A 26,392-nucleotide genomic window follows, 5' to 3' on the forward strand; every position below is an offset into this window, starting at 1 on the left:
GTCTCGCACGTGCTGCTGGTTGGAGCATCGATCCTGATGCTCTACCCCCTGCTGTGGATGCTGGCCTCGACCTTCCGGCCCGAGAACGAGATCTTCTCCTCCTCGAGCCTCTGGCCATCCTCGTTCAGCATCGACTCCTATATCCGTGGCTGGAACGGTCTGCGCGTCTCCTTCGGTACCTTCTTCCTCAATTCCTTCGTCATTGCCATCCTTTGCGTTGCCGGCAACGTCCTTGCCTGCTCGATGACCGCCTTCGCCTTCGCACGACTCAAGTTCCGCGGCCGCAATTTCTGGTTCGCGCTGATGCTGATGACGCTGATGCTGCCCTATCACGTCACCCTCATCCCCCAATACGTGCTGTTCCTCAACCTTGGATGGGTCAACACCTTCCTGCCGCTGATCGTGCCGAAGTTCCTGGCCTCCGACGCCTTCTTCATCTTCCTGATGGTGCAATTCTTCCGCGGCATCCCGCGCGAGCTCGACGAGGCGGCCATGATGGACGGCTGCTCAGCCTGGCGCATCTACTGGAAGGTGATGATGCCGCTGTCCCTGCCGGTGCTGGCGACGGCGGCGATCTTCACCTTCATCTGGACTTGGGACGATTTTCTCGGACCCCTCATCTACCTCAATGAAATGCGTCAATATACCGTGCAGCTGGGACTGCGCACGTTCGTCGATTCGACCGGCGAATCCGACTTCGGCGGCATGCTGGCCATGTCGGTGTTGACCATCGTCCCGGTCTTCCTCTTCTTCCTCTTCTTCCAGCGATTGCTGATCGAAGGCATCGCAACCACGGGTATGAAACGCTGATATGTCCGACTTGAAATTCGCCGCCATCGGCATCAACCACAGCCATATCTATGGGCAGGTGGAGTGCCTGAAGCGCGCGGGGGCAGATTTTGTAGCCTTCTTCGCGCCTGAGGACGACCTGGCCAGCGCTTTCTCGGCCAAATTCCCCGAAGCGCGGCGCGTCGCCGATCGGCGCGAGATCCTCGAGGACGAGTCCATCGCCATCGTCGCCACTGCTGCCATCCCCGGCGATCGCGCCGAAATTTCGGTGGCCGCCATGCGCCACGGCAAGGACGTGCTTTCCGACAAGCCCGGCATGGTGAACCTTGCCGAGCTCGCAGAAATCAAGCGCGTACAGGCCGAGACGAGCCGCATCTATTCTGTGCTTTATTCCGAGCACTTCGAAGTGCCCGCGACCGTCGAGGCCGGCAATCTCATCGCCCAGGGTGCCATCGGCGAGGTGATCCAGACCGTCGGCCTCGGCCCCCACGCCATCCGCAACAACCAGCGGCCGGACTGGTTCTTCGACCGCAACCGCTATGGCGGCATCCTCTGCGACATCGCCAGCCACCAGTTCGAGCAGTTCCTGTTCTTTTCCGACGCGCTCGATGGCGAGATCCTCTCGGCCAGCGTTGCCAATCGCGCCAATCCCGACCGGCCCGGCCTGCAGGATGTCGGCGATGTGCATCTGAAGACCGACAGGACGACCGGCTACATCCGTGTCGACTGGTTCACCCCCGAAGGACTGCCGACCTGGGGCGACGGCCGCCTCCTCATCCTCGGCACCGAGGGCTATATCGAATTGCGCAAATATATCGACATCGCCGGCCGGCCGGGCACCGACCATCTCTTCCTCGTCAACAAGGACGCGCCCCGCCATATCGATTGCTCCGGCGTCGAGCTGCCCTTCGGCCGGCAGTTCCTGGCCGACGTGCGCGACCGCACGCAGACGGCAATGCCGCAGGCGCGCTGCTACAAGGCAATGGAGCTGGCGCTGACCGCCCAGCAGATGGCCGAGACCGGCACGGAGTGGCAGCAATGAACGCGGTATCCTCCAGCCGGCGCTTTGCCGTCGCCATCGTCGGCTGCGGCATCGGGCGCAGCCACATCGTCGAGGGCTACCAGCCCAACGCCGACAAGTTCGAGGTCAAGGCCCTCTGCGATCTCAATGTCGAGCGCATGACCGCCGTTGCCGACGAGTTCGGCGTCGAGCGGCGGATAACCAATTTCGACGACCTTTTGACGATGGACGACATCGACATCATCGACATCTGCACCCCGCCGGGCCTGCACTACGCGATGGTGATGGCAGCTCTCAAGGCCGGCAAGCACGTCGTCTGCGAGAAACCACTTGTGGGCTCGCTGGCCGAGGTTGATGCCGTCAGGCAAGAGGAGAAGGTCTCCAGGGGCATGCTGATGCCCGTCTTCCAGTACCGCTTCGGCGACGGTGTTGAGCAGGCCAAGGCGATCATTGACGCCGGAATTGCCGGCAAGCCCTATGTCGGCACGGTCGAGACGCTGTGGACGCGCGGGCCGGACTACTACGCCGTGCCTTGGCGTGGCAAATGGAAGACCGAACTCGGCGGCGTGCTGATGACGCATGCCATCCACCAGCACGACCTCTTCACCTACCTCATGGGGGACATCAAACGCCTCTTCGGGCGCGTGGCGACCCGCGTCAACGCCATCGAGGTCGAGGACTGCGTGACCGCGAGCCTTGAGCTCGAGAACGGCGCACTCGGCAGCTTCACGGCAACGCTGGGCTCGGCCGACGAGATCACCCGCATCCGCCTTGCCTTCGAGAACGTCTCGTTCGAAAGCGACCACGCCCCCTACAATCCCGGCGCCAAGCCGTGGAAGATCCTGCCGCGCTCGCCCGAGACGGCCGAGAAGATCGCCGCGCTCCTCGAGAACTGGCAGCACGTGCCGTCACGCTTCACCACCCAGATGGCCCGGTTCCACAATGCCCTGACCGGCAGGGCGCCGCTGCCGGTCACCAGCGCCGATTCGCGCCGCGCCCTGGAGCTGGTGACCGCATTCTACCACTCCTCGGTGACCCATGAGGATGTGCAACTGCCGATCGGACCCGAGCATCCGCGCTACAGGAGCTGGGTGCCGGCCGAGTTCGCAGCGATTTAGAGCGGGATGCGAAAAGTGGGAACCGGTTTTTCGCGAAGAGTCCCGCGACGGCAAAAGACGGAGCGCGCGATTTGCTGCAATCAAGTCGCTTCGCGCTCTGAACACGCAGTATAACGACAAGGACTGGCGCCGCCGCGAGGACGGCGCCCTGAGGGAGAAGACCATATGGCCGCAAGCGTGGAACTGAGGAAGATCGTCAAGAGCTACGGCGATCTCGAGGTCGTCCACGGCGTCGATCTGACCATCGAGCCGGGCGAGTTCGTGGTGTTCGTCGGCCCCTCGGGCTGCGGAAAGTCGACGCTCCTGCGCATGATCGCCGGCCTCGAACCGATCACCGGCGGCGAGCTGCTGATCGAAGGCGAGCGTATAAATGAGGTGCCGGCGGCCAAACGCGGCATTGCCATGGTCTTCCAGTCATATGCGCTCTATCCGCACATGAGCGTCTACCAGAACCTCGCTTTCGGGCTCGAGACCGCCAAGATGCCCAAGCCCGAAATCCGGGCCAAGGTGCAGAAGGCCGCTCAGATCCTGAGGATCGAGCCGCTGCTCGACCGCAAGCCCAAGCAACTCTCGGGTGGCCAGCGCCAGCGCGTCGCCATCGGGCGCGCCATCACCCGCGAGCCGCGCATCTTCCTCTTCGACGAGCCTTTGTCCAACCTCGATGCGGAACTGCGCGTGCAGATGCGCGTCGAGATCGCCAAGCTCCACAACGACCTCGGCAACACCATGATCTACGTCACCCACGACCAGGTGGAGGCCATGACCATGGCCGACAAGATCGTCGTGCTCTCGGCCGGCAACATCGAGCAGGCCGGCGCACCGCTCGACCTCTACAACAAGCCGGCCAACCTCTTCGTTGCCGGCTTCATCGGCAGCCCAAAGATGAATTTCTTCGACGCATCCGTCGACGCTGTCGATCCGGCCGGGGCAAAGCTCGGCATCGCCGGCGGTACTCTGGCGTTCAACCGGTCCGTTTCCGCCGGCAAGGGCGACAAGCTGACCTTTGGCGTCCGCCCCGAACACATCGGCATCACCGAGGGTTCGGGCGTACCCATGGCAAATGTCAAGGTCGACCTCGTCGAGAACCTCGGTGGCCAGACCCTGCTCTATACCACCGCCCCCGACGGCTCGGGCCTCACCATCGTTCTCGAAGGCCAGCGCGACATCGCGCTCGGCTCCACGGTCACCGCCCACATCGATCCGGCCAAGTGCCACGTGTTCGGCGCCGACGGGAACGTCGCATAGAGAGCGCTTTCAGCGAAAGCCTGTCCCCGACCTGATCCGGGATGGGCACCGCTTTTGCGATTCGTGCTGAGCCTGCCCTATGTCAACCGGTTCGCCTGGTACGCGCTGATTGCCCTCACCAAGCAGACGCACTGAGAAGAAAGGGAAGCCTGCGCAACACCGTCTAACGCCAGGTAAAGACCCTCGTCACTGCGTAGTTGAACACCGAGCTCATTACAGCGCCGGCAAGCCCGCTGACGAACGTCTGGTGTCGCAGGTCGTAGACCATGCTCGCCACCGAAATATTGGCGATGCCGCCAAGCGAGCAGATGACGTAAAAGCCCATGAGCCCGAGCCAGAACTTCGCGCCGTGCAGGCGCCGGTCGGCATAGGTCAGGACGTTGTTGAGGAAGAAGTTGGACGTCATGGCGACAAGCGTCGCGATGACCTGGGCTGGCACGAACGGCAGGCCGAGCGGGCCCGTCGCCAACCCCAGCATCGCCATGTGGACGAAAATGCCGGTTGCCCCGACCATGGCGAACAGCAGGAAGGTCGTTGGCAGCACCCCGCCCGTCATCTGTGAGAGCCACAACCCCAGATACTGCACGACGATCAGCGGGCTCATCTTGCTCTCGCCGGCATGACGCGGGCGGAAGGTATACGGCACCTCGGCGATCGAGAGCTTGCGGCCCTGCCGGCGCGAGGTGGCGACGAGGTCGAGCAGGATCTTGAAGCCGTCCTTGTTGAGCTGACTGGCCACAGCATCGAATGTGCGGCGCGGCATCAGGAAGAAGCCGCTCATGGGGTCGCAGACCGATTGGCCGACGACAAGGCCGGCAAGGCGCGTCGCCAGTTCACTGCCGCGCTGGCGCGTGCGTGAAAGGCCTCCCGCCGCCGAGCCCTTGCCGGCAAAGCGCGAGCCGACGACGAGATCCGCCCCGTCTTTAGCTTGCTCGAGCATCTGCGGTAAGATCCGCTCGTCGTGCTGCAGGTCCGCGTCGATCACCGCAAGGAAGGGTGCCGCTGTTGCGGCCATCCCCTCGACGCAGGCCGAGGCAAGCCCTCGCCTGCCATAGCGTCGGATGCAGCGGATGTTGGGATAGACCTGCGCCAGCTCGCGCGTCAGTGCAGCGGTGCCGTCGGGGCTGTCGTCGTCGACGACGATCATCTCAAAAGGGATGTCCTTGAGTGCCACCGCCAGCTTTTCATAAAGCAACTCGATATTGCCGCGCTCATTGAAGCTCGGCACGATCACCGCCAGATCCGGTACGGCCGTGCCGCTCCCCTCGATCGCGGCCGCAGTTTTCTGGTGGCGTCCCACAATGTCCGACATCCGCACCTCGGTGGTCTGGGGCCAGCGGAGTGCCGGCACGGTGATGAGCCCCAGCCCCTAACGCCAAGTGCGTGCATTGGTTGCACACCAGAAATGAGACAATGGAATGACGTCCGCACCGTTTGCCCGCCGGGCCACCGGCAAGGCATGCTGGAGGGGAATGCGAAAAAGAGCCTGTCCGGACTTGATCCAGATGGGGAACCGGTTTTTCGCCAAAATCGTGCGACTATAGAATATAGAGCGCGATTTCGCGCCCGTCCGGCGGAGTTTGCCGTGGCCGTGCCGACCGACGAGATTGTGCAGGACCGCGCTGTTGTCGCGCCGTTGAGCTGGGCCTTCGTTGCGTTGGTGCCCCTCACTTTTCTCCTCGTTGGCCTTGTTCTGCGCTTTCTTGCCTTTCGCGCCGCCCTGCCGGAGGCACCTGTTACCAATTTTGCCCAGGCGCTGTGCCGCTGGGACTGCCACTGGTATGTGCGCATCGCCGAGGAGGGCTACGATCCTTTCCCGGTACCCGGCCGGATCGTTGCAGGCAATTGGGCGTTCTTCCCGCTCTATCCCGGTCTCGTCGGGCTCGTTCGCCAGCTTCTGCCGTTTCCGACGATGGTCACGGCGACGCTGGTGTCGCTGGCCTGCGCCTATGCGGCAGCTGTGGCCGCCTGGCCGCTGCTCGCCGGCAATCGGCGCGCCTATGTGCTCTATGCCGCCTTTCTGCTCGCCGGCCCCTTCTCGGTCTATTTCACCACCTTCATGACCGAGGTGATGTTTACGCTGTTAACAATTGGCGTCTTCCTGGCACTGCGCCAGTCCAACCATCTCGTCGCGGGCGCCCTCGCGGCCCTGCTCTCGGCCACCCGCATCGTCGGTGTCTTCATCGTCTTCGCCATTGTGCTGGCGATGTTCCTCGACCACCGCCGGCAGGGCGGCACGCTCGCCGGCTTCGTGCCGGCGCTGTTGAGGCGTCCTGTCTGGCTGCTGGCCATCGTCATCTCGCCCCTCGGCGCCTTTGCCTATATCGCTTTTCTCGACGGGCTCGTCGGCGACGGGCTCGCCTTCCAGCACGTGCAGCGCGCCTGGGGCCGGGAGCTCGGCAATCCGCTCGGCTATCTCGCCCAGGCGCTGACGACCTCTGCCCGTTCCGGCTTCTTCCCCAGCATTGTCCAGCAGCAAGGCTTCGCCGCCCTTGCCGGGCTAGGCATGACCGGCGTCCTCGCCTGGCGCCGGCGCCTGCCCGAGGCGCTCTTCAGCCTCGTGTGCATCCTTGTCCCCTTGTCCGCCGGCATGGCGTCCATGCCCCGGTTCGTCGCAGGCCTCGCCCCCGTCTGCCTCATGGCCATGACGCTGCTTGCCGCCCGCTGGTGGCTCTTTGCCCTCGCCCTTCTGGTGCTGCTCGTCGGCGGCTATTTCGGCGCCTTCGGCTGGATAACTGAGTACGTTGCCCTTGTCTGAGGCGCCGCGCCCATCGCCGGTGACCCTGGCGGCCTACGGCGCCGTCGCCATCATCCTTGCCGTCGAACTCGTCGTCTTCTGGCGCGCCCTCAACCCGAGCGCTGAAGGCGACTATCGCGCCTACTATATCGACAAAACAACCACCTGCCTGGCGCAGCCGATGACCGGAGCCTACGAGCTCGGCCGGCGGGTCTCGTTCCGTTCGGATGGCGCCGCGCTCACCCGTGAGCTCAAGCCCTGCGGATGGGAAGGACCGGTCGGCGACGGCACGCATTCGGTCGGCGAAACCTCCCGGCTGCGCTTTGCCGTGGGGACGGCTGACGCACCCCTCGAGCTCGCTCTGGAGATGGTGGCGGTCGACATGCCCGGACCGCCGCGCCAGCGCGTACGCGTCTCGGCCAATGGTATCTTCGTCGGAGAGGCCGGCCTGACACCTGGCGAACCCCGCCGCGCCACTTTCCCGATACCCGTTGAGGCGCTCGGAGGGACCGGCATCCTCGATATCGCTCTCGATTTTCCCGAGGCCATCTCGCCAGGTCCGGGCGTTTCCAATACCCGCAAGCGCGCCATCAAGCTGCTGTCGGCGCAGCTCTCTGCCGTCGACCCTTGACGCAGGTGCTACTGAACGGAGCTATCAGTGCGTGACTTCCACTTGCCCGGACGATCCGTGGCCCTGGGGACGTGCGGCGCCGCCGCGACCTCGCATCAGCAAGCAACGCTGACCGCTATCGAGGTCCTGCGCGATGGCGGCAATGCCGTCGACGCGGCCGTTGCAGCCTCGGCTTTGCTCGGCGTGATCGAACCGCACTGCACCGGCATCGGCGGCGACTGCTTCGCCCTCGTCTGGACCGCCAAAGACAAGCGTCTCCATGGAGTCAATGGTTCGGGCCATGCGCCGGCCGGCCTTTCACCCGCCTGGCTCAAGGCCCAGGGGTTCAGCAAGGTTCCCGGCGACAGAGTTCACTCGGTGACGGTACCGGGCGCGGTGCGCGCCTGGGATATGCTCCTCGAACGCTTCGGCACGCGCACACTGGCGAAAGTGCTGGAGCCGGCCATCGAAGCGGCCGAGCACGGCTTTCCGGTCGCCGAACGCATCGCCTGGGATTGGCACAGGTTCACCGACAAGCTCAGCACACATCCGGCGACGCGCGAGCAGTATCTGGTCGAGGGAAAAGCGCCGGGCACCGGCATGGTTCTGCGCTCCCCCCTTTTGGCCCGTACGCTGCAAACCATCGCTGCCGACGGCGCTGGCGCTTTCTACGGCGGTGCGCTTGCCACTGACATGGTCGCCTCGCTCAACGAGCTCGGGGGCCGCCATGAGCTCGCCGATTTCGCCGACTGGCAGCCGGCCCTGGTCGAGCCCATCAAAGTCGACTACCGAGGTATTGACGTCCACCAGATCCCGCCCAACGGGCAGGGCGTCACCGCCGCCATGATGCTCAATATCCTCAAGGGGTTCGAGCACTCCTCGCTCGATCCGGTCGGGACCGAGCGCTTCCACCTGCAGATCGAAGCCTACCGGCTCGCGGCCGCCGCCCGCGACGCCTATGTCGCCGATCCCGATTTCGCCAGCGTGCCGACGGCTGAGCTGCTCTCCGACGTCTATGCCGATGCCATGCGCGCCCGCATCGACCGCAACCGCGCCATGAGCGACCCCGTCCCTGAGCCGATCGGCCCGACCGATACAATCTATCTGACCACCGCGGATAGCGAGGGCAATTTCTGCTCCTTCATCAACTCCATTGCAGGCGCCTTCGGCGCCTTTATCGCCTGCCCGCGCACCGGCGTGCTGTTCCAGAATCGCGGTGGCAACTTCACCCTCGCCGACGGGCATCCCAACCAGCTCGCGCCGCGCAAGCGCTCGCTGCACACCATCATCCCGGGCTTTGCCAGCAAAGACGGCGCGCCGTTCCTGAGCTTTGGCGTCATGCACGGCTTCTACCAGCCCGTCGGCCAGGTGCAGGTGCTGCAGAACATTGTTGATTTCGGCATGAACGTGCAGGAAGCCCTCGACATGGGACGCGGCTTGCGCACGTCCGTCGGCTTCGAAGCCGAGCGCTCCCTGCCCAACGCCACCCTCGCCGGCCTTCTCGAACGCGGGCATCCCGTGCGCATGGCCGACATGGCCTGGGGCGGCGGACAGGCGATCATGCCCATGGGCGGCGTGCTGTACGCCGGCTCGGACCCGCGCAAGGACGGCGTTGCGCTGGCCTTTTAGGGCTTCCAGCAGAAGTGGGAAAGCACCTGCGATGTCGCGGACAACAAAAAAGGACCTTGCGGTCCCTTTGTCTCAAGGCTCTGCCAAGCCTTGATATTTGGAGCGGGCGATGGGATTCGAACCCACGACCCCAACCTTGGCAAGGTTGTGCTCTACCCCTGAGCTACACCCGCACTCCGAGCCGCCGACGCCTTGCTGGCGCCACGACGCGCGCCTATATGCCCAATCGACGGCTCGATTGCAACCCATATTTTGGCGCTATCCTGCGTTCCCCGCCCAGGGGGTTGCAAGGCGCCTGATTTGCGGCGCATGAAGGGCTATAAGGAACCCAACGACGCTAAAGCCAAGGCTCTTTCGATGACCATCACCCTCAACGGCTCCCCTTCGCAGGCTACGCAGCCTCCCGGCGATCTCGTCAAGGACTCTTCCGACAGGGCCTTCAAGGCCGACGTGATCGACGCCTCGGTCGAAGCGCCCGTGCTGGTCGATTTCTGGGCGCCTTGGTGTGGCCCTTGCCGCCAACTGACACCGGCGCTCGAGAAGGTCGTGGCTGAGAAGGCCGGCAAGATCCGCTTGGTCAAGATCAACATCGACGAGAATCCGGCGGTCGCCGGCCAGCTCGGAATCCAGTCGATCCCGGCCGTCTTTGCCTTTGCCGGCGGCCGGCCGGTCGACGGGTTCATGGGCGCCTTGCCCGAAAGCGAGGTGAGGCGCTTTGCCGATCGCGTCATCGCCGCCGCACCCGCGCCCCAGCCCTCCGCGGGATCGCTCGAAGAACAGATCGCCGCCGCGCTCGCTGCGGCCGATGAAGCTCTCAGTGAGAACGACCTCGGTCGTGCCGCTCAGATCTTCGGCATGGTGCTCCAGCAGGATCCGACGCACGCCCCTGCCCTCATCGGCCTTTCCCGCGTTTATCTCGCTGCCGGCGAGACCGACCAGGCCCAGGCGACCTTCGACATGATCCCGGAAGACGCCCGCAGCGGCGACGACTACGCCGCCCTTGCCGCATCATTGAAGCTGCTGACCGAGGCGGCGGGACTCTCCGGCGCTGAAAGCCTCGAGGCCCGCATCGCCGCCAATCCCGATGACCACCAGGCGCGCTTCGACCTCGCCGTGGTCCTCAATTCCCAAGGTGATCGGGTGGGCGCTGCCGAGGCGCTTGTGGGGTTGATGAAGCGCGATCGGTCCTGGAACGAGGACGGCGCCCGCAAGAAGCTCCTCGAGCTCTTCGAGGCCTGGGGCCCCAAGGATCCTGCGACCATCAAAGGCCGTCGGCTGCTCTCGGCTGCGCTCTTTTCCTAATCACCAAGGACCGCGCCCACCGGCGGCGCGGTCCCGACCACATCGAAGGCCCATGCTCAAGCGTCCTGTTTCTCCCCTCGACATCCCGAACGCCGTTCCGGTGTTCCCGCTTTCGGGCGCCCTGCTGCTGCCCTTTTCCCACCGTCCGCTCAACATCTTCGAGCCGCGCTATGTCGAGATGGTGGACGCGGCATTGCGCGGCGACCGCCTGATCGGTCTCATCCAGCCCGAGGATACTTCGCTCGAGAGCCCGCCGGGCCGCGCCCCGCTCCAGGAGATCGGGTGCCTCGGGCGCCTGACGCATTTCGAGGAGAACGGGGAGGGACGTTACTTCATCATCCTCGAGGGCATCACCCGCTTCCGGCTCGTCTCGGAACTGACAGTGAGAACCCCCTACCGGCAATGCGTGATCGATACCGAGCCCTTCGCTGCCGATTTCGTGCGCGAACATGGCGAGGAGGAGGTCGACCGCGATAGCTTCGTCAAGATGATGCGCGACTATGCCGAGTTCGCCAACATCGACCTCAATTGGGAGGAGATCGAGCGTACCGGCACCGCTGACCTCGTCAATTTCTGCTGCATGGTCTCGCCTTATGGTGCGGCCGAAAAGCAGGTGCTGCTCGAAGCCGGTACGCTCGCCGAACGCGCCGAGACGCTGATCGCCATGACCGAATACGAGATGCACCGCGGCGGCGGTGGCAACGTGCCGCTCAACTGACGGGACCGGCCGATGACAGAGCCGCGCCATGTCGTCGACGTCAAGACCCTCGAAATGCTGGTCTGCCCGCTGACCAAGACGCGGCTGACACTCTCGTCCGACGGCACCGAGCTCATCTCGGTCGCCGCCCGCCTCGCCTTTCCGATCCGCCAGGGCGTACCCATGCTGAGCCTCGACGAAGCACGCGATTTCGACCCGAACGAGATCAAGACCGTGCTCTGAAGCTCTGCCCGAAGCACACGTTTGCTACTGCTTGACGAACGTCGCCAGCTTGTCGAGCACCTGTTCGAGGCCCATGCGCGACATCTCGACGGTCTCCGGCGATGCATAGCCTTGTTCGAGCACCGTCATCCGCGTGCCTCCGTCCGCTCCCGGCTCGAAGGTGATGACATGCGGCACGAGATCGGGAATACCGGGCGGCAGGCCGATTGCGGCAGGATCGATCGGCGTTCCTTCGACATCGACGAAATCGACGTCGAACTCGATCCGCTCATGGGGCACGATCCGCCTGTAGGTCCAGCTGTTACAGAGGTTCGGCCCCTGGGGCGGGCGCATGCAGACGAGCGAGGTGCCACCCTCGCGAAAGTCCATTTCGGCAATCGGCGCGGTGAACCCGGTCGGCCCCCACCAGGCTTTGACCGCTTCGCTTTCCGCCCACGCGGCCCACACCGCCTCGACCGGCGCCGTGAATTCACGCGTGACCTTAAGATCGTGGGTTCCTTCCGCACCGGCGCCGGCGGTCAGGCAAAGCGCCAGCGCCACCGCACATCCGTTCTTCAGTACAAGTCGATCCATGGCATCCTCCTGCGATGCGACGAAATCCGATGCAATTACGAAGTTTACGAGGCCTTGCGCCCCGTCATCTCGTCCAGCACCCGCTCGAGCCGCTGATAGCCAGCCTCCATGCCCTCGGTCATGCCGCTCGCCAGCGCCCCCTCGCGCGCCTGGGCCGAAGAGTAGACAACCGTCTGCGTCACCCGAGTACCGCCGTCATCGGAGGTGAAGAGCGCCGTGACCAGCGCTTCCCCGCCTGTCCAGTCCTCGTCGAAGATCTCGCTGGAGACGAGCTTTTCCGGCTTGACGATCTCCTTGAGCGTTCCGGTCATGCCCATGGTGACGCCTTCGGTGTTCTGCCAGACGTAGCGGTACTGGCCGCCGACCTTGAGATCGATTTCGCAGACGAGAAAGCTCCAGCCCTCCGGCCCCGTCAGCCATTGCTTGACGAAATGCGGCTTTGTCCAGCAGTCGAAAACCAGGTCACGCGGCGCTGCGAAACTGCGCGCGATGACCACGGCGTTCTCCCCTTCAGCGCGCACTTCCAGCTTGCTGGTCATCACCGTTCCTCCTTGCTGTCGCGGTCAGTTGTCGCGTTTTGGCCTGCCGCGCGTTGACTGTAGATCCTCCAGAAGAGCATCAAGGCGACGAAAATTGCCCTCCCAGACGTTCCGGTACTGCTCGAGCCACCCCGTCGCTTCCTTCAACGCCTCGCCCTCGATGTGGCAGGGGCGGCGTTGCGCATCGCGCCCGCGCGAGATGAGGCCGGCGCGCTCGAGCATCTTCAGGTGCTTGGAAATGGCGGGCTGGCTCATTGCGAACGGCTCGGCCAGCTCCATGACCGACGCGTCGCTCTCCATCAGCCGCGCCAGGATGGCCCGGCGGGTCGGATCGGCGAGAGCCGTGAAGGTTGCATCGAGACGTTCGGATTCGGTCATTTCATAACCTGGATATTTTATAACTATAGTGTTATGTATCTGGCGGCGGATGTCAAGCCGTGGGGAGACCACGCTGGCGAGAGACGCGAGAAACCTGTCCTGGACTTGATTCGGGATGGAAACCGATTTTCGCGATAGTCCCGCGACAACGAAAAGTCAGATCGCCTGACCACGCAGCAGGCGCGGACCGCCGGCCTCGACGCCGGCGGCCAGCCGGATCATCGCCTCCTTGACCGGCCCGGCGCGGTCGACGATCCCCAATCCCAGGTCACGCAGGGCTCTGACCGGCGCCACGTCGTTGGAAAACAGCCTGTTCATCCCGTCGGTGACGACAGCCATCTGCGCTGTCTCGAACCGGCGCCAGCGCTGGTAGCGGGCAAGCACGTCTTCGGCACCCGGATTCGTGCCAAGCCGCAGCGCCTCGACCGCGACCTCGGCCAGCGCCGCCACGTCCTTGAGGCCCAGATTGAGGCCCTGGCCGGCAATCGGATGGATGACGTGCGCGGCATCCCCGATGAGCGCCAGCCGCGACGCAACGAAGCTGCGGGCGAGCTGCAGGCGCAGCGGAAAGCACTGTACCCGTTCCTCAATGGTCACGCTGCCAAGCGTCGAGCCCATCGCCGCCTCGATCTGGCGAGAGAGCGGCTCCGGCTCCAGCGTCACCAGCCGCGCCGCGTCTTCCTGACGCTCGGTCCACACCAGCGAAGAGCGGTTACCCGGGAGGGGAAGGCTGGCAAAAGGCCCGGCCGGGCGGAAGTGCTCGTAGGCGACCCCTTCATGGGCCAGTTCATGGCCGATGGTGGTGACGATGGCGGCTTGACCGTAGTCATGACCTATGGTGCCGATGCCGGCCATCCTCCGCAGGCCCGATTGAGCGCCGTCGGCGGCAACCACCAGCGGAGCGGTGAGCAGCCGCCCGTCGGCCAGCCTCAGCCGGGCCGTGGCCGCCTCGGCGGCGAACCCGGTAACCTCAGCCGGCACGATGACCGACACACCCGCGTCCGCCGCCGCGAGCAAAGCCTCGGCCATCACCGTGTTGGGCACCATGTGGGCGAACGGTTCGCCCGGCGCCACTTCTCCCTCGAAATTGAGGAAGAGCGGGCGTGCGATATCTCCCGTACCCGAATCGGTGATCTTCATCGCCCGGATCGGCTCGGCCGCCGCCGCCATCTGCGGCCAGACTCCCAGCGCCTCGAAGACGCGCCGGACACCTGCGGCGATGGCGCTCGCCCGGCTGTCCTTGGGCACGCTAAGCGCGCGCCGTTCGACGAGTCCGATCCGCACCCCGGCAACGAACCGGGTCAGGGCCAGCGCCAGCGTCAGTCCCACGGGACCGCCGCCGACGATGAGGATGTCGTAGCGCTCTTCACTCATAGCCGTCCGCCTCTCGTTACTCCGTCAGAATCCACCTGACGGCAGCCAAAGTCCAGCCGGCAGAGCGTCGCGACTTCACCTGCTCAAGATTTGTTCAATCTCTGTCGATCGCTGACTATTTTGGCGGCAACTTGGTTTCTGTCAGTCGGGCCGCGAGTCGTTTAGGCAATCCGCCCACAATTTTTCGTAACAAAATCAAAGTTTTGTAGATTGTGGCGGCAGTTTGGCACGGCTCTTGAGTGGTATCGGCCATCGCAGGGTACGCGTTGCTGAGAAAGGAGCATCCATGAAACTGGTGGTTGCAATCATAAAACCATCACGGCTCGAAGAGGTGCGTCAGGCTTTGAATTCGCTCGACGTGCACGGCATGACCGTGACCGAGGTCAAGGGTTATGGCCGCCAGAAGGGTCATTCCGAAATCTATCGCGGCACCGAGTATGCCGTGCATTTCCTGCCCAAGCTCAAGGTCGAGATCGCCGTCGACGACGCCCAGGCCGACGCCGTGGCCAGCGCCATTCGTGAGAGCGCCCAGACCGGCCGCATCGGCGACGGCAAGATCTTCGTGCTCGATCTTCTGGCCGTCACCCGCATCCGCACCGGCGAGACCGGCGCGGCAGCGCTCTGACGTTTTTCTCGAGGGAGACAACGACAATGACAATCATCAAACCGACAAAGCTCATCGGGGCGGCAGTTCTCGCCTCGCTCCTCCTGGCACTGCCTGCCTTGGGTCAGGACGCCGCCCCCGCCGAAGAGGTCGTCGAGGAAATGGCCACCCCGGAATGGGCGGTGATCTTCAACACGCTCCTCTTCCTCATCGGCGGCTTCCTAGTCATGTGGATGGCCGCCGGCTTTGCCATGCTGGAAGCGGGCCTCGTGCGCTCCAAGAACGTTTCCATGCAGTGCCTCAAGAACATCGCCCTCTATTCGATCGCGGGCATCATGTTCTGGATCACCGGCTACAACCTCATGTATTCGGGCGTCGACGGCGGCTTTATCGGCTCCTTCGGCCCCTATCCCTTCCCGGAACGGGGTGCCGACACCGGCGAGGCCGGCTATTCCGTCGCCTCCGACTGGTTCTTCCAGATGGTCTTCTGCGCCACCACCGCCTCGATTGTCTCGGGCACACTCGCCGAGCGCATCAGGATCTGGCCGTTCCTCGCCTTCACCGTGGTGCTGACGGGGTTCATCTATCCGATCGCCGGTTCCTGGCAGTGGGGCGGCGGCTGGCTCTCGCAAATGGGTTTCTCGGACTTCGCTGGCTCCACTCTCGTCCACTCGGTGGGCGGCTGGGCCGCGCTTGCGGGCGTTCTGCTGCTCGGGGCACGCAAGGGCAAGTACGGCGCCGATGGCACGGTCCATGCCATGCCCGGTTCTTCGGTGCCGCTGGCAACGCTGGGCATGTTCATCCTCTGGCTCGGCTGGTTCGGCTTTAACGGCGCCTCTCAACTCGCCATGGGCACCATTGCCGATGCCGGCGACGTCAGCCGTATCTTCGCCAACACCAACATGGCCGCAGCCGCCGGTGCCGTTGCAGCATTGATCGTCACCCAGCTCGTCTACAAGAAGATCGACGTGACCATGGTCATCAACGGCGCCCTGGCGGGCCTCGTCTCGATCACCGCCGAGCCGCTCGCCCCCTCGATGTTCGTGGCGCTGATCGTCGGCGGCGTCGGCGGCGTCATCGTGGTCTTCGTCGTGCCGCTCCTCGACCGGTTCAAGATCGATGACGTGGTCGGCGCCATTCCGGTCCACCTCGTCTGCGGCATCTGGGGCACTCTGATCGTCCCGCTTTCCAACTCGGGCACCAGCTACGGCACCCAGATTATCGGCATCCTCGCCTACGGCGCCTTCACCTTCGTCGTGTCGCTCGTCGTCTGGTTCGTCATCAAGCTGGTTATGGGCTTGCGCGTCAGCGACGAGGAAGAGTCCATCGGACTCGACAAAGCCGAGATCGGCGTCGAAGCCTATCCCGAGTTCGTCTAGGCGGACTTTTCGCAAAGGCGGTCCGGCTTCCGCCGGGCCGCCACCCGCTGCTTGCAAGCGGCGTGCAGCCCGTGTTCCTCTTGGCCCGCCACAGAGGCTTCCCACTCGCAAACCGCACGGGCTGCACACCCCTTGCAAGACCGACCGCTTCTGCGGCCGCGTGCCCTCCGACAGTCCGGTCCTGCAAGTCCAATCGACCGCGCTCCAAGCCCGTCACAAGACTGCCACATTACTGCCCAAGCGACGCGCATGGCGCCTACATTTTAGGCAAACCATTGCTGCGCCCGAAGGCAGACCGCGCGGGCCCCTTCCTTAACTAGCTGTAAATTTTAACGGATTCGGCCGGTAACGGCATCTGGCACGGCACTTGAGTCTCCTTGAGCATCTGAAGGCAGTACGCCGGACACAGGAGGAGCTTCATGAAACTGGTGATAGCGATCATCAAGCCGTCGCGCATCGAGAACGTGCGTGAGGCGCTTTCGTCCCTCGACGTACACGGTATGACCGTGACCGAGGTCAAGGGCTATGGCCGCCAGAAGGGCCATTCCGAGATCTATCGCGGTGCCGAGTACACCGTCAATTTCCTGCCCAAGCTCAAGCTCGAGATCGCCGTAGCCGACGATCGGGTCGACGCGGTGGTCACCGCGGTGCGCGATGCCGCCACCACTGAGAAGATCGGCGACGGCAAGATCTTCGTCCTCGACCTCCTGGCCGCAACCCGCATCCGCACCGGCGAGACCGGCCCGGACGCTCTCTGACCAGTTTCCCGCGGAGTCCTCACCCCATGAACATCAAGAGACTTTCTCTCCTGCCGATAAGCCTGGCCGCCACGGCTCTCTCCAATCTGCCCGCCATCGCCCAGGAGGCCGAGGCGCCCGCCGAGGAGGTGGTCGAGGCTGTAACCGCCGTCATCGACAAAGGCGACACAGCCTGGATGCTGGTGGCCACCATGGTCGTCATTCTGATGACCCTTCCGGGCCTGGCGCTGTTTTATGGCGGTCTGGTACGGGCCAAGAACGTGCTGTCGGTCCTCACCCAGGTTTTCGCCGCCTTCGCCATGATCGCCCTGCTCTGGGTGGCCTATGGCTATTCCCTGGCCTTCGCCGGCCCCACCGAAGGCGGACTTTCCTCGTTCGTCGGCGATTTCTCCAAGTTCTTCCTGGTCGGCGTCACCCCGGACTCGCGCGCCGCGACCTTCTCGGCCGGATTCGAGCTGCCCGAACTCGTCTTCGTCATCTTCCAGTTGACCTTCGCGGCCATCACCTGCGCGCTTATCGTCGGCGCCATTGCCGAGCGCATGAAGTTCGGGGCGCTGATGGCGTTCCTGGCGATCTGGTTCACCTTCTCCTACGTGCCGATCGCCCACATGGTCTGGGCCGGCCCCGGCCTCCTTTTCGGCATGGGCGCCTACGACTTCGCCGGCGGCACCGTCGTCCACATCAATTCGGGTGTTGCCGGGCTCGTTGCCGCCTTGATGCTCGGGGCGAGGCGCGACTACATGAAGGAACCGATCGCCCCGCACAACCTGTCATTGACCTTCATCGGTGCCTGTCTGCTCTGGGTCGGCTGGTTCGGCTTTAACGCCGGCTCCAACCTCGAGGCCAATGGCCTCACTGCCCAGGCGTTCCTTAACACCATCACTGCTCCGGCCGCCGCCGCCCTCGCCTGGGCGATCGGCGAGCGGGTCGCCCGCGGCCATGCCTCGGCCCTCGGCATCGTCTCGGGCGCCGTTGCTGGGCTCGTCGCCATCACCCCGGCTGCCGGCTTCGCTGGCACGGGCGGTGCCATCGTTCTGGGCGCCGTTGCCGGGTTCGTCTGTCTCTGGTCGGTCGTGACGCTCAAGCCGATGCTCAAATACGACGACAGCCTCGACGTCTTCGGTATCCATGGCGTCGGCGGCATCGTTGGAGCCATCGGCACCGCCATCGTCGCCAACCCGGCCTTCGGCGGTTACCCGCTCGACGGCTACACCATGGGCGGCCAGCTCGTCACCCAGATCATCGCGGTCGTCATTGCCGTCGTCTGGTCGGCAGTCGTTACCGCCGTCGCGCTCACCATCGTGCGTGTGCTGTTCAGCGGTCTGCGTGTCCCCGACGCAGCCGAGACCGACGGCCTCGACCTCGCGACCCACGGCGAGCGCGCCTACAACTGATCCCGTCAGTTCGGGACCAATACCGGCCCCTCCCACGCTCCGGGCCCGCCGCATCACCGCGGCGGGCCCCATTTTCTTTTGGCGGTCCAGGATGGTTAGCTGGTGATTAACCACACCCGGCCTAGGATCGCGGCACTCTGGGCCAGCGATTCCCGCACGGCCGGGCGATTGTTTTGCGTACGAGAATGCCGACACATCCAACTCCCGTCCTCGATGAAATCCGCACTCCCGCGACGCGCCGCAGCCGCGCGGCCCCGCCTCGCAGCGGTGCGGCGCCTGGCCTGTCCATCGCCATCCGCATCCCGCTCCGCCTCGCCGGTCTCGTGCTTTTGGCCGTGGTCGCTGTGGCGGTTGTCTCCCTCGCCTCCTGGTCCGTCGACGATCCGAGCCTCTCCTACGCAACGGCCAAGCCCGCGCAGAACTGGCTGGGCTTTCCTGGCGCCGTCATCGCCGACTTGATGTTCCAGCTCTTCGGGCTCGCCAGCCTCGTCATGCTGCTGCCGCTCGCCCTCTGGGGCTGGGCTATGGCGCGCCGGCAGCGTGTCGCGCGCCTCGGCCTGCGAGTGGGCGCCTGGGTGCTTTCCGCACTCCTTGCGACCGGCGTCTTCGCCTTCATGCCAAGCCCGGCCAGCTGGCCGCTGCCGACCGGCCTCGGCGGCCTCGTCGGGTCGGCCTTCTCCGGCCTTGCCGCCCTTGTCGCTGGCGCCAACCCGCAGCCGGTGACGGCAACCCTGTTTGCCATCATCATCGCCGCGCCGGCGTTTGCCGCCTTCTGGGTCGCCCTCGGTCTCGGCAAGACCGAGCCGACAACTGCGGCCGACCGGGCCCGGGCGGCCGAGAGAACGGACGAGGAAACCGAAACAAACCCCATCCTCGACATTGCCATCGGCGCCGTCGTCCATATGGGCTATTCGGTGCGCACCGCCTTTCGCCGCGCCCGTGCCCGCCAGCAGGAGCGCCGCGCCGCCGAGGAAACGTTCGACGAGCACGTTGTCGAGCCCGGCTTCGGCCCCGGCTTCAATCCATCGCCTGCCGAGGACCGCAGGGAGCCGCAACTTGCCGGCGACCGCCGCATCGCTGCCCCTCACGTAGCGCCAGAACCGGCTCCGCGGCCGGCGAGCTATGCGGACGACGCGACAATCGACTATCCCGACGAGCCCGACTATGACGACGTGCCCTTCGAGGTCGCGCCGGAGACGCCGCTCCGCCAGCACGCCGCCCGCCACGAGCCGGCCCCCGCCGACACCCGTCAGGGCGATTCGCGCTTCCTGTCGGCCCGCGTCGCCGCACCCGTCCAACGGCCCGCTCCGGGTGCCCGAGTCCTGCGCGAGGCGCAGGGGACCCTCGCCCTCGACGAATCGGACGGCTTTGCACTGCCGGAACTGAGCCTTCTCTCCGAGCCGCGCCACAGCGGGGTACCCGAGGAGCACCGGCCCGAGCATCTCGAGGCCATGGCGCGCCAGCTCGAAGGCGTGCTCGAAGATTTCGGCGTCAAGGGCGACATCATCAACGTGCGTCCCGGCCCGGTCGTCACCCTCTTCGAGCTCGAGCCCGCACCCGGCATCAAGTCGAGCCGCGTCATCTCGCTCGCCGACGACATCGCCCGCTCGATGAGCGCGATCTCAGCGCGCGTCGCGGTTGTGCCCGGCCGCAACGCCATCGGCATCGAGCTGCCCAACAAGCAGCGCGAGACCGTTTATCTGCGCGAGATGCTGGGCTCGTCGGACTTCGAGAAAATGAAGGGCAAGCTCCCCATCTGCCTCGGCAAGACCATCGGTGGCGAGCCGGTGATCGCCGACCTTGCCCGCATGCCGCACCTTTTGATCGCTGGTACCACTGGCTCGGGTAAGTCGGTGGGCATCAACACCATGATCCTGTCGCTGCTCTATCAGATGACCCCGGAGCAATGCCGGCTGATCATGATCGATCCCAAGATGCTCGAGCTCTCCATCTATGACGGCATTCCGCATCTGCTGACCCCGGTGGTGACCGACCCGTCCAAGGCCGTGGTCGCGCTCAAATGGGCCGTGCGCGAGATGGAGGACCGCTACCGCAAGATGAGCAAGATCGGTGTCAGGAACATCGACGGCTTCAACCAGCGCGTATCCGAGGCTCGAAAGAAAGGCGAGGTGCTGACCCGCACCGTCCAGACCGGGTTCGACCGGGAGACGGGCGAGCCGATCTTCGAATCCGAGGAATTCGACCTCGAGCCGCTGCCCTATATCGTCGTCATCGTCGACGAAATGGCCGACCTGATGATGGTCGCCGGCAAGGACATCGAAGGGGCCATCCAGCGCCTCGCCCAGATGGCCCGCGCCGCCGGCATCCATATGATCACGGCGACCCAGCGCCCCTCGGTCGATGTCATCACCGGCACCATCAAGGCCAACTTCCCCACCCGCATCTCGTTCATGGTCACCAGCAAGATCGATTCGCGCACCATCCTTGGCGAGCAGGGCGCCGAGCAGCTCCTCGGCAACGGCGACATGCTCTATATGGCCGGCGGCGGGCGCATCAAGCGCCTGCACGGCCCCTTCGTCTCCGATGGTGAGGTCGAGGCGATCGTCAGCCATCTCAAGGCCCAGGGCACGCCCGAATATCTCGATTCCATTACCGAGGACGAAGACGGCGAGATCACCGCCGAAATGACCGGCGACGACTATGCGGGCTCGGGCGACGAGCTCTACGACAAGGCTGTTGCCATCGTCCTCTCCGACAAGAAGGCGTCCACCTCCTATATCCAGCGGCGCCTCGCCATCGGCTACAACAAGGCCGCGACGCTCATCGAGCGCATGGAGCAGGAAGGCGTCATTTCACCGGCCAACCATGCCGGCAAACGCGAAATCCTCGTCGGCGCCGACCAGTATTGACGGGGCTGGACGTCAGTCCACGTCTTCGCCCTCCCAATTGCTCATCGGCATCAGCCGAATCCGGCTCGCGTCAGTCGGCGAGCATAGCTTCGAGCTTGCCGGCCACCGCCTCGGCAAGCATCGAATGCCCGTCCTCATCGAGATGCACGCCATCGACCGTACTGGCCGACACCACCGACCCGGCATCGAGGAACTCGACGCCAGCCATCTCCGCCACCGCCTTGTAGAGTTCGCCGAACTGCGCCGATTTGGCGACGCTCCCGGCGAAGAATTCGCCGAATGGCGGCTCCTCGGCCTTGGGGCCCGTCGGCTGCGGCGCGACAAGCAGCACCTCCGGGGCCGGATAGACCGAGCCGACCTGGGGCGCCGAGCGTGCCTGGTCAACCAGGATTCCCGCGCCGAGGGCTATGCGCAGCGCCGAACGGTTGTGCGCGGTGAGCAGATCGTTGGTGCCGAGCATGATCACCACCACGTCGACCGGCGTGTGGCTAGCGAGCACCGCCGGCAGCATCTTGGCTCCGTTGAACTCGATTCCCGCCATCGGCAGGGCGGCATCGACATCGGTCGTTCGCCCGCTCAGGCCCTCGGCCACGATCTCCACCTCCTCGCCCATTAGTTCCTGCAGCACCTGCGGCCATGGCACACCCTGCTTGTGCCGCTCGACTGGCATCTCAAGCGTGGCTATGGACCCGTAGGTATGAGAATCCCCATAGACGAGGACCCGTTTCCTCGCTTCCTCCTCGGCAAGGCTCGGACCGGCGAGTGCCAACATCAGGCCGGCGAGAAGCATAACGGCATGGTTGCGCGACATGGGATCCTCCAATTATTAAGTGTACACTTAAGTATCGATGAACTCGCTATCCCTGTCAACGCAGGGCGCCGATGTTCGACTAATTTAAGGCTTGACTTATATAAGTCAGAGCCGGTATATCCGGGTGCAGCACCGATGGAGCCGCCCCATGTCCTTCGATCTCGCCGCCCATTTCGGCACCATGACCCGCACGGTCGAAAATCTCGAGCGTGACGGCAAGCCTGCCAAGGCCGTCACCGCCTCGCGCAGCTACGACACCGACAGTGCCGACCTCTGGGAGGCGCTGACCACGCCCGAGCGGCTGAAGCGCTGGTTCCTGCCGGTTTCGGGCGATCTGAAGCTCGGCGGCAGGTATCAGTTCGAAGGCAATGCCGGCGGCACCATCACCGAATGCGTGCCCGAAAGGCGTGTTGCCGCCACCTGGGAATTCGCCGGCGGCATGAGCTGGGTCACCGTAACCCTGACACCGGAAGGCTCCGGCACAAGGCTCGAGCTCGAGCACGTCGCTCCCATCGATCCGCACTGGGAGCGTTTCGGCCCGGGCGCCGTCGGCGTTGGCTGGGACCTGGGCTTCATGGGCCTTGCCCGCCATCTTGCCGATCCCGCGGCTGACGTGCCGCAGGAGGCCGAGGCCGGCTGGCTCGAAAGTCCTGAAGCCAAGGATTTTATCGGCAGGGCAAGTGCCGACTGGGGCCGGGCCGCCATTGCCGCCGGCGAAGCCGAGGAGCAGGCAACGGCCGCCGCCGAAGCGACCCGCAAGTTCTATACCGGAGAAGCGCCACCCCCGGAGATGTAATGCACGCCTTCGACGTCCTCGGCGATCCCGTCCGCCGCCGTATCCTCGAGCTCCTCACCGAGGGCGAGCACGCGTCCGGTTCTGTGGTCGAGGTCATTCAGTCCGAGTTCGGCATTTCCCAGGCCGCGGTCTCGCAGCACCTCAAGGTGCTGCGCGACTCGGGCTTTGCCAGCGTCAGGATCGACGGCCCCCGCCGCCTCTATAGCCTCGATACCGCGCCCCTGCAGGAAGTCGATGCCTGGCTCGACCGCTTCCGCATCTTCTGGACCCACAAGCTCGAAGCGCTGGCGACCGAGGTGGCGAGGGGCAAGCGGTCCCGAAAGCGCGATGGGGACGGCTGAGGCCGCTCTCACACCCGCGCCGGCGGTCGGACAGGCAAGGCACCGATGAATGCCACGTGAACGGCAGCTTCCACCTGTTGCCGCAATTGATTTCTAGGTTAGGCTCGCCTCGGACCGAAAATCGAAGAAGTTTCAAGCCCATGATTCGCCGTGATGCGCTCCTCCTCGGAGTCTCCGCTCTATTTGCCCTCGCCGCACCCGGCCTAGCGCAAACCGTTCCTCTGACTGCCGAGGAAGCTCAGCTCATCCGGGATATCAGCGCGCACAATACCGCCATCCGCACCATGGCCGGCCGTTTCCTGCAGATCGATTCCAATGGCGGGCGGATCGAAGGGACCTTCTTCCTCGAGCGCCCGGACAAAGTACGCTTTCGCTATAACCCGCCAAGCCGCGAAGAGATCGTCTCGGTCGGACGCGGCTTCTACGTCCTCAACCGGGCGGATCGCACCTATTACGCCTACCCGCAGGACACCATTCCGCTGCGCCAGTTCCTGGGCGACACCATCGATCTCTTCCAGGCCAATATGGTTGGGATCGCCCAATCCGACGGTTATCTAACCGTTACCATTATCGACGAGACCGTGGCCGGGACGGTCGAGGTCTCGCTCGTCTTCGATACCGAAACCCTGGATCTTGCCCAGTGGAGCCTCGTCGAGCCCAACGGCACCGAGTTGACCTTCTCGCTCTACGACGTCGAAAAGAACGTCGAGATTCCGCGCTCCTTCTTCTATATCGACGCCACCTATACCCCGATCGATCCGGCGAACCGGTAAGTTCTCGCAGGTCGGACTTTACCGGCGCCCCCTGCCGTCTTAGAAAGACGCTCGATCAGTCCTGACCTCCTATGACCATTTCCGTCGCCACCTGGAACATCAACTCCGTCCGTCTGCGCCTGCCGCTGGTGCTCGATTTCCTCGCCCGATACAAGCCGGACGTGCTGATGCTCCAGGAAATCAAATGCACCAACGACCAGTTTCCGCGTGAGGCTCTTATTGCCGCCGGCTACCCGCACCAGGCCGTGCACGGGCAGAAGGGCTATCACGGCGTTGCCACCATCTCCAGGTTCCCGCTGACCGAGATCTCGAGCCGCGCCTTCTGCGGTATCGACCATTCGCGCCACATCGCAGCCCTCCTCGACTTCGGACACGGCCCGGTCACCTTCCACAATTTCTATATCCCCTCGGGCGGCGACGAGCCGGATCCGGCGGTCAACTACAAGTTCAGGCACAAGCTCGATTTCCTCGACGAACTGAAGCACTGGTTCACCGAGCCGGTTTTCGCGCGCGGACACCTGATCGCCGGCGACTTCAACGTCGCTCCGCATGAAAATGACGTCTGGAGCCATAAGCAGCTCCTCAACGTCGTCAGCCACACGCCCGTCGAGACCGAGGCGCTCGATGCCATCCTCGTCGGTGGCCACGGCTGGACGGACCTCGTCAGGAAGCACGTGCCACACGAGATCAAGCTCTATTCCTGGTGGAGCTACCGTGCCAGGGACTGGCAGCTCTCCGACCGCGGACGTCGCCTCGACCACATCTGGTCGACCGCGGACGTCGCCACGCATTCGGCCGCTGCCGAGATCGTCCGCCCGGCTCGCGGCTGGAGCGAGAAGCCCTCCGACCATGTGCCGGTGATCGTGCGCTTCGCGGCGGTCTAAGGCATCTCCCGTTCTGAACGGGAGTTGAAACACCAGCTCTAGTGCCCGCGCATCTTGCGCCCGATCGGCTGCAGGGCTCCGAGATAGGTGGAAAGATCGCGCTCGATATGCGCGGCGGCCCGCGCCGCGAGTTCCGGCGACTGCTCGATCAGCTTGCGGAACGCCGCGCGGGGCACGAACAGCATGTCTGTCTCGACGACCGCGGTGACGGTGATGAGCCTGGGCCTCGTAAGGATCAGCGCCATGGCCGAGACCACCGCTCCCGGTTTCGAGATCGTATAGGGCTTGCCCGCGATCGCCCCCTCGGGCTTGGCCTTGAGTGTCCCGTCGATCAGGACGTGCGCCCCTTCCGGGACGACATCCCCCTTGCAGACGACGTCGTCAGGAGCAAAGCGCCGCCGCTCGCTGGCAAAGGCCAGTAGCCGCTTCTGCTCATTGTCGCAGATGTCGAAAAATTCGGCCTGCGAGAGAACCGCGGCCGCCTCGTCCAGTCGCATTCTGCCCCACTCAGCGCAGTATCGGGCGGATTGTCCGCCCGATCACCCCTCCGCCGGTACCATATAGAAGGTATTGAAGAAAAGTAGACACCACTTTTCCGGCTCGCAAAACAGCGCACTCACGACCTGCTGCCGCTCGGCGCGCAGATCGAGGCAAAAGATGGGCAACTTCGAAGGAGGAGCCGCAATCGGGCTCACGGAACCAGGCGGTATCCACCCTCTTCGGTAACGAGCAGACGCGCGTTCGAAGGGTCGCGCTCGATCTTCTGGCGCAGCCGGTAGATGTGGGTTTCGAGCGTGTGTGTAGTCACCCGGTTGTTGTAGCCCCAGACTTCCTTCAACAGGACGTCGCGGGTGATGGTCTTGGGGCCCTGCCGGTAGAGGAATTTGAGGATCGAGGTTTCCTTGTCGGTCAGCCGGACCTTGCCTCCGTCGCTCGATTCGAGGAGCTTGGCGGCAGGCTGGAAACTGTAGGGTCCAATGGTAAAGACCACGTCCTCGCTCTGGTCGTGCTGGCGCAGCGCCGCGTTGATGCGCGCCATGAGCACCGGGAAGCGGAAGGGTTTGGTCAGATAATCGTTTGCGCCCGATTCGAGCCCGAGGATTTCGTCGGCCTCGGTATCGTGGCCCGTGAGCAGCAGGATGGGGCTCTTGAAGCCCTCGTGGCGCAGGACCTTGACGGCCTCTCGCCCATCCATGTCCGGCAGACCGACGTCGAGGATCATCAGGTCATAGTTTTTCTCGCGCACGGCCTTGAGCGCATCGTTGGCCGTTTCGGCTGCGGCCACGTCCAATTCACGCTGCTGCGCCAGTTGCTCGGTCAGCGTCTCGCGTAGCTCCGCATCGTCGTCCACCAAGAGAATGCGCCGCTTGTTCATTGTTTTCTCCGCACGATTCCGTTCCGCGCCCTTTGCCGCACAGCATTGCGACCGGTTTGGGACAGCCACATCACTTCGCCGTTATCGCGATGAAGCAACGGGCAAGGAACAGCCTAAGTTGCACCCGTGCCTGTAATATAGGGGTCTTTCCT

The 26,392-nt window shown here is 64.5% G+C and carries 27 protein-coding genes and 1 tRNA gene; 19 read left to right on the forward strand and 9 right to left on the reverse strand.

Annotation, left to right across the window (positions count from 1 at the left end; translation table 11 throughout):
* Positions 1-36 precede the first annotated feature (36 nt).
* The 4 genes from QQK18_RS08790 to QQK18_RS08805 all read left to right on the forward strand — a co-directional run bounded on the left by QQK18_RS08790 (position 37) and on the right by QQK18_RS08805 (position 4,173).
* Positions 37-810, forward strand: a complete 774-nt coding sequence (locus tag QQK18_RS08790; protein WP_284340005.1) for a carbohydrate ABC transporter permease — start codon at positions 37-39, stop codon at positions 808-810.
* A gap of 1 nt (position 811) precedes the next feature.
* Entirely contained in the window at positions 812-1,831 is a 1,020-nt protein-coding gene (locus QQK18_RS08795; RefSeq protein WP_284339935.1) for a Gfo/Idh/MocA family protein, read from the forward strand.
* Positions 1,828-2,928: a Gfo/Idh/MocA family protein gene (locus QQK18_RS08800; protein WP_284339936.1), complete on the forward strand. Its 1,101-nt coding sequence runs from the start codon at positions 1,828-1,830 to the stop codon at positions 2,926-2,928. Before QQK18_RS08795 ends, QQK18_RS08800 begins: the two co-directional genes overlap by 4 nt.
* A gap of 165 nt (positions 2,929-3,093) precedes the next feature.
* Positions 3,094-4,173, forward strand: a complete 1,080-nt coding sequence (locus QQK18_RS08805; protein WP_284339937.1) for an ABC transporter ATP-binding protein — start codon at positions 3,094-3,096, stop codon at positions 4,171-4,173.
* Positions 4,174-4,336: 163 nt separating this feature from the next.
* On the opposite strand, the gene QQK18_RS08810 is transcribed toward QQK18_RS08805, so the two are convergent.
* On the reverse strand, positions 4,337-5,485 hold the full coding sequence (locus QQK18_RS08810) for a glycosyltransferase (RefSeq protein ID WP_284339938.1): 1,149 nt from the start codon (positions 5,483-5,485) through the stop codon (positions 4,337-4,339).
* A 273-nt stretch (positions 5,486-5,758) separates the two neighbouring features.
* On the opposite strand from QQK18_RS08810, the gene QQK18_RS08815 reads away from it, so the two are divergent.
* The 3 genes from QQK18_RS08815 to QQK18_RS08825 are packed head-to-tail and all read left to right on the forward strand — an operon-like array spanning position 5,759 to position 9,149.
* On the forward strand, positions 5,759-6,931 hold the full coding sequence (locus QQK18_RS08815; RefSeq protein ID WP_284339939.1) for a hypothetical protein: 1,173 nt from the start codon (positions 5,759-5,761) through the stop codon (positions 6,929-6,931).
* On the forward strand, positions 6,924-7,541 hold the full coding sequence (locus QQK18_RS08820; RefSeq protein ID WP_284339940.1) for a hypothetical protein: 618 nt from the start codon (positions 6,924-6,926) through the stop codon (positions 7,539-7,541). Before QQK18_RS08815 ends, QQK18_RS08820 begins: the two co-directional genes overlap by 8 nt.
* A gap of 27 nt (positions 7,542-7,568) precedes the next feature.
* Positions 7,569-9,149, forward strand: coding sequence for a gamma-glutamyltransferase family protein (locus QQK18_RS08825; protein ID WP_284339941.1), 1,581 nt, complete (start codon positions 7,569-7,571; stop codon positions 9,147-9,149).
* Between the two features lie 98 nt (positions 9,150-9,247).
* On the opposite strand, the gene QQK18_RS08830 is transcribed toward QQK18_RS08825, so the two are convergent.
* A tRNA-Gly gene (locus QQK18_RS08830) sits at positions 9,248-9,322 on the reverse strand.
* 136 nt (positions 9,323-9,458) lie between these two features.
* Here QQK18_RS08830 and QQK18_RS08835 point away from each other — a divergent pair.
* Genes QQK18_RS08835 through QQK18_RS08845 form a run of 3 tightly spaced genes read left to right on the forward strand, consistent with a single transcriptional unit; the run spans position 9,459 to position 11,391 of the window.
* Positions 9,459-10,451, forward strand: coding sequence for a thioredoxin family protein (locus QQK18_RS08835; RefSeq protein WP_284339942.1), 993 nt, complete (start codon positions 9,459-9,461; stop codon positions 10,449-10,451).
* A gap of 52 nt (positions 10,452-10,503) precedes the next feature.
* Positions 10,504-11,169: an LON peptidase substrate-binding domain-containing protein gene (locus QQK18_RS08840; protein ID WP_284339943.1), complete on the forward strand. Its 666-nt coding sequence runs from the start codon at positions 10,504-10,506 to the stop codon at positions 11,167-11,169.
* 12 nt (positions 11,170-11,181) lie between these two features.
* Positions 11,182-11,391 (forward strand): Trm112 family protein, encoded by a 210-nt coding sequence (locus QQK18_RS08845; protein WP_284339944.1) that lies wholly within the window; start codon positions 11,182-11,184, stop codon positions 11,389-11,391.
* A 24-nt stretch (positions 11,392-11,415) separates the two neighbouring features.
* On the opposite strand, the gene QQK18_RS08850 is transcribed toward QQK18_RS08845, so the two are convergent.
* The 4 genes from QQK18_RS08850 to QQK18_RS08865 all read right to left on the reverse strand — a co-directional run bounded on the left by QQK18_RS08850 (position 11,416) and on the right by QQK18_RS08865 (position 14,255).
* Entirely contained in the window at positions 11,416-11,964 is a 549-nt protein-coding gene (locus QQK18_RS08850; protein ID WP_284339945.1) for an SRPBCC family protein, read from the reverse strand.
* Between the two features lie 44 nt (positions 11,965-12,008).
* Complete coding sequence (locus tag QQK18_RS08855; protein ID WP_284339946.1) at positions 12,009-12,503, reverse strand: SRPBCC family protein; 495 nt, start codon at positions 12,501-12,503, stop codon at positions 12,009-12,011.
* 24 nt (positions 12,504-12,527) lie between these two features.
* Entirely contained in the window at positions 12,528-12,881 is a 354-nt protein-coding gene (locus QQK18_RS08860; protein WP_284339947.1) for an ArsR/SmtB family transcription factor, read from the reverse strand.
* A gap of 156 nt (positions 12,882-13,037) precedes the next feature.
* Positions 13,038-14,255, reverse strand: a complete 1,218-nt coding sequence (locus QQK18_RS08865) for an FAD-dependent monooxygenase (RefSeq protein ID WP_284339948.1) — start codon at positions 14,253-14,255, stop codon at positions 13,038-13,040.
* Between the two features lie 286 nt (positions 14,256-14,541).
* On the opposite strand from QQK18_RS08865, the gene QQK18_RS08870 reads away from it, so the two are divergent.
* The 5 genes from QQK18_RS08870 (at position 14,542) to QQK18_RS08890 (ending at position 21,260) form a co-directional block, all read left to right on the forward strand.
* On the forward strand, positions 14,542-14,880 hold the full coding sequence (locus QQK18_RS08870) for a P-II family nitrogen regulator (protein WP_284339949.1): 339 nt from the start codon (positions 14,542-14,544) through the stop codon (positions 14,878-14,880).
* Between the two features lie 26 nt (positions 14,881-14,906).
* Positions 14,907-16,238 carry an ammonium transporter gene (locus tag QQK18_RS08875; RefSeq protein ID WP_284339950.1) on the forward strand — a complete coding sequence of 444 codons (1,332 nt, stop codon included), beginning with the start codon at positions 14,907-14,909 and terminating at the stop codon, positions 16,236-16,238.
* A gap of 419 nt (positions 16,239-16,657) precedes the next feature.
* A complete protein-coding gene (locus QQK18_RS08880) occupies positions 16,658-16,996 on the forward strand; it encodes a P-II family nitrogen regulator (RefSeq protein WP_284339951.1) in 339 nt (112 codons plus the stop codon).
* Between the two features lie 26 nt (positions 16,997-17,022).
* Positions 17,023-18,390: an ammonium transporter gene (locus QQK18_RS08885; RefSeq protein WP_284339952.1), complete on the forward strand. Its 1,368-nt coding sequence runs from the start codon at positions 17,023-17,025 to the stop codon at positions 18,388-18,390.
* Between the two features lie 185 nt (positions 18,391-18,575).
* Positions 18,576-21,260 carry a DNA translocase FtsK gene (locus QQK18_RS08890; protein ID WP_284339953.1) on the forward strand — a complete coding sequence of 895 codons (2,685 nt, stop codon included), beginning with the start codon at positions 18,576-18,578 and terminating at the stop codon, positions 21,258-21,260.
* A gap of 70 nt (positions 21,261-21,330) precedes the next feature.
* Here QQK18_RS08890 and QQK18_RS08895 read toward each other — a convergent pair whose 3' ends face one another.
* Complete coding sequence (locus QQK18_RS08895; RefSeq protein WP_284339954.1) at positions 21,331-22,071, reverse strand: SGNH/GDSL hydrolase family protein; 741 nt, start codon at positions 22,069-22,071, stop codon at positions 21,331-21,333.
* A gap of 148 nt (positions 22,072-22,219) precedes the next feature.
* Between QQK18_RS08895 and QQK18_RS08900 the strand changes: the two genes are divergently transcribed.
* The 4 genes from QQK18_RS08900 (at position 22,220) to QQK18_RS08915 (ending at position 24,865) form a co-directional block, all read left to right on the forward strand.
* Positions 22,220-22,867 carry an SRPBCC family protein gene (locus QQK18_RS08900; protein WP_284339955.1) on the forward strand — a complete coding sequence of 216 codons (648 nt, stop codon included), beginning with the start codon at positions 22,220-22,222 and terminating at the stop codon, positions 22,865-22,867.
* Positions 22,867-23,208, forward strand: coding sequence for an ArsR/SmtB family transcription factor (locus QQK18_RS08905; protein WP_284339956.1), 342 nt, complete (start codon positions 22,867-22,869; stop codon positions 23,206-23,208). The genes QQK18_RS08900 and QQK18_RS08905 overlap by 1 nt, the downstream gene beginning before the upstream one ends.
* 140 nt (positions 23,209-23,348) lie before the next feature.
* Entirely contained in the window at positions 23,349-23,981 is a 633-nt protein-coding gene (locus QQK18_RS08910; RefSeq protein ID WP_284339957.1) for a LolA family protein, read from the forward strand.
* A gap of 71 nt (positions 23,982-24,052) precedes the next feature.
* Positions 24,053-24,865 carry an exodeoxyribonuclease III gene (locus QQK18_RS08915; protein WP_284339958.1) on the forward strand — a complete coding sequence of 271 codons (813 nt, stop codon included), beginning with the start codon at positions 24,053-24,055 and terminating at the stop codon, positions 24,863-24,865.
* A 38-nt stretch (positions 24,866-24,903) separates the two neighbouring features.
* Here QQK18_RS08915 and QQK18_RS08920 read toward each other — a convergent pair whose 3' ends face one another.
* Together QQK18_RS08920 and QQK18_RS08925 are read right to left on the reverse strand one after the other, a co-directional pair.
* Positions 24,904-25,362, reverse strand: a complete 459-nt coding sequence (locus tag QQK18_RS08920; protein ID WP_284339959.1) for a cyclic nucleotide-binding domain-containing protein — start codon at positions 25,360-25,362, stop codon at positions 24,904-24,906.
* Positions 25,363-25,556: 194 nt separating this feature from the next.
* Positions 25,557-26,240 carry a response regulator transcription factor gene (locus tag QQK18_RS08925; RefSeq protein WP_284339960.1) on the reverse strand — a complete coding sequence of 228 codons (684 nt, stop codon included), beginning with the start codon at positions 26,238-26,240 and terminating at the stop codon, positions 25,557-25,559.
* Positions 26,241-26,392: the final 152 nt, after the last annotated feature.

The organism is Devosia nitrariae (assembly GCF_030160115.1).
Classification (GTDB): domain Bacteria; phylum Pseudomonadota; class Alphaproteobacteria; order Rhizobiales; family Devosiaceae; genus Devosia; species Devosia nitrariae.

What these genes read in the sequence shown, in the direction of transcription:
- QQK18_RS08790 (WP_284340005.1), top strand. Translation starts at nt 37, where the DNA reads ATGCTCTACCCCCTGCTGTGGATGCTGGCCTCGACCTTCCGGCCCGAG.
- QQK18_RS08795 (WP_284339935.1), top strand. Translation starts at nt 812, where the DNA reads ATGTCCGACTTGAAATTCGCCGCCATCGGCATCAACCACAGCCATATC.
- QQK18_RS08800 (WP_284339936.1), top strand. Translation starts at nt 1,828, where the DNA reads ATGAACGCGGTATCCTCCAGCCGGCGCTTTGCCGTCGCCATCGTCGGC.
- QQK18_RS08805 (WP_284339937.1), top strand. Translation starts at nt 3,094, where the DNA reads ATGGCCGCAAGCGTGGAACTGAGGAAGATCGTCAAGAGCTACGGCGAT.
- QQK18_RS08810 (WP_284339938.1), bottom strand. Translation starts at nt 5,485, where the DNA reads ATGTCGGACATTGTGGGACGCCACCAGAAAACTGCGGCCGCGATCGAG.
- QQK18_RS08835 (WP_284339942.1), top strand. Translation starts at nt 9,459, where the DNA reads ATGAAGGGCTATAAGGAACCCAACGACGCTAAAGCCAAGGCTCTTTCG.
- QQK18_RS08840 (WP_284339943.1), top strand. Translation starts at nt 10,504, where the DNA reads ATGCTCAAGCGTCCTGTTTCTCCCCTCGACATCCCGAACGCCGTTCCG.
- QQK18_RS08845 (WP_284339944.1), top strand. Translation starts at nt 11,182, where the DNA reads ATGACAGAGCCGCGCCATGTCGTCGACGTCAAGACCCTCGAAATGCTG.
- QQK18_RS08850 (WP_284339945.1), bottom strand. Translation starts at nt 11,964, where the DNA reads ATGGATCGACTTGTACTGAAGAACGGATGTGCGGTGGCGCTGGCGCTT.
- QQK18_RS08855 (WP_284339946.1), bottom strand. Translation starts at nt 12,503, where the DNA reads ATGACCAGCAAGCTGGAAGTGCGCGCTGAAGGGGAGAACGCCGTGGTC.
- QQK18_RS08860 (WP_284339947.1), bottom strand. Translation starts at nt 12,881, where the DNA reads ATGACCGAATCCGAACGTCTCGATGCAACCTTCACGGCTCTCGCCGAT.
- QQK18_RS08865 (WP_284339948.1), bottom strand. Translation starts at nt 14,255, where the DNA reads ATGAGTGAAGAGCGCTACGACATCCTCATCGTCGGCGGCGGTCCCGTG.
- QQK18_RS08870 (WP_284339949.1), top strand. Translation starts at nt 14,542, where the DNA reads ATGAAACTGGTGGTTGCAATCATAAAACCATCACGGCTCGAAGAGGTG.
- QQK18_RS08875 (WP_284339950.1), top strand. Translation starts at nt 14,907, where the DNA reads ATGACAATCATCAAACCGACAAAGCTCATCGGGGCGGCAGTTCTCGCC.
- QQK18_RS08880 (WP_284339951.1), top strand. Translation starts at nt 16,658, where the DNA reads ATGAAACTGGTGATAGCGATCATCAAGCCGTCGCGCATCGAGAACGTG.
- QQK18_RS08885 (WP_284339952.1), top strand. Translation starts at nt 17,023, where the DNA reads ATGAACATCAAGAGACTTTCTCTCCTGCCGATAAGCCTGGCCGCCACG.
- QQK18_RS08890 (WP_284339953.1), top strand. Translation starts at nt 18,576, where the DNA reads ATGCCGACACATCCAACTCCCGTCCTCGATGAAATCCGCACTCCCGCG.
- QQK18_RS08895 (WP_284339954.1), bottom strand. Translation starts at nt 22,071, where the DNA reads ATGTCGCGCAACCATGCCGTTATGCTTCTCGCCGGCCTGATGTTGGCA.
- QQK18_RS08900 (WP_284339955.1), top strand. Translation starts at nt 22,220, where the DNA reads ATGTCCTTCGATCTCGCCGCCCATTTCGGCACCATGACCCGCACGGTC.
- QQK18_RS08905 (WP_284339956.1), top strand. Translation starts at nt 22,867, where the DNA reads ATGCACGCCTTCGACGTCCTCGGCGATCCCGTCCGCCGCCGTATCCTC.
- QQK18_RS08910 (WP_284339957.1), top strand. Translation starts at nt 23,349, where the DNA reads ATGATTCGCCGTGATGCGCTCCTCCTCGGAGTCTCCGCTCTATTTGCC.
- QQK18_RS08915 (WP_284339958.1), top strand. Translation starts at nt 24,053, where the DNA reads ATGACCATTTCCGTCGCCACCTGGAACATCAACTCCGTCCGTCTGCGC.
- QQK18_RS08920 (WP_284339959.1), bottom strand. Translation starts at nt 25,362, where the DNA reads ATGCGACTGGACGAGGCGGCCGCGGTTCTCTCGCAGGCCGAATTTTTC.
- QQK18_RS08925 (WP_284339960.1), bottom strand. Translation starts at nt 26,240, where the DNA reads ATGAACAAGCGGCGCATTCTCTTGGTGGACGACGATGCGGAGCTACGC.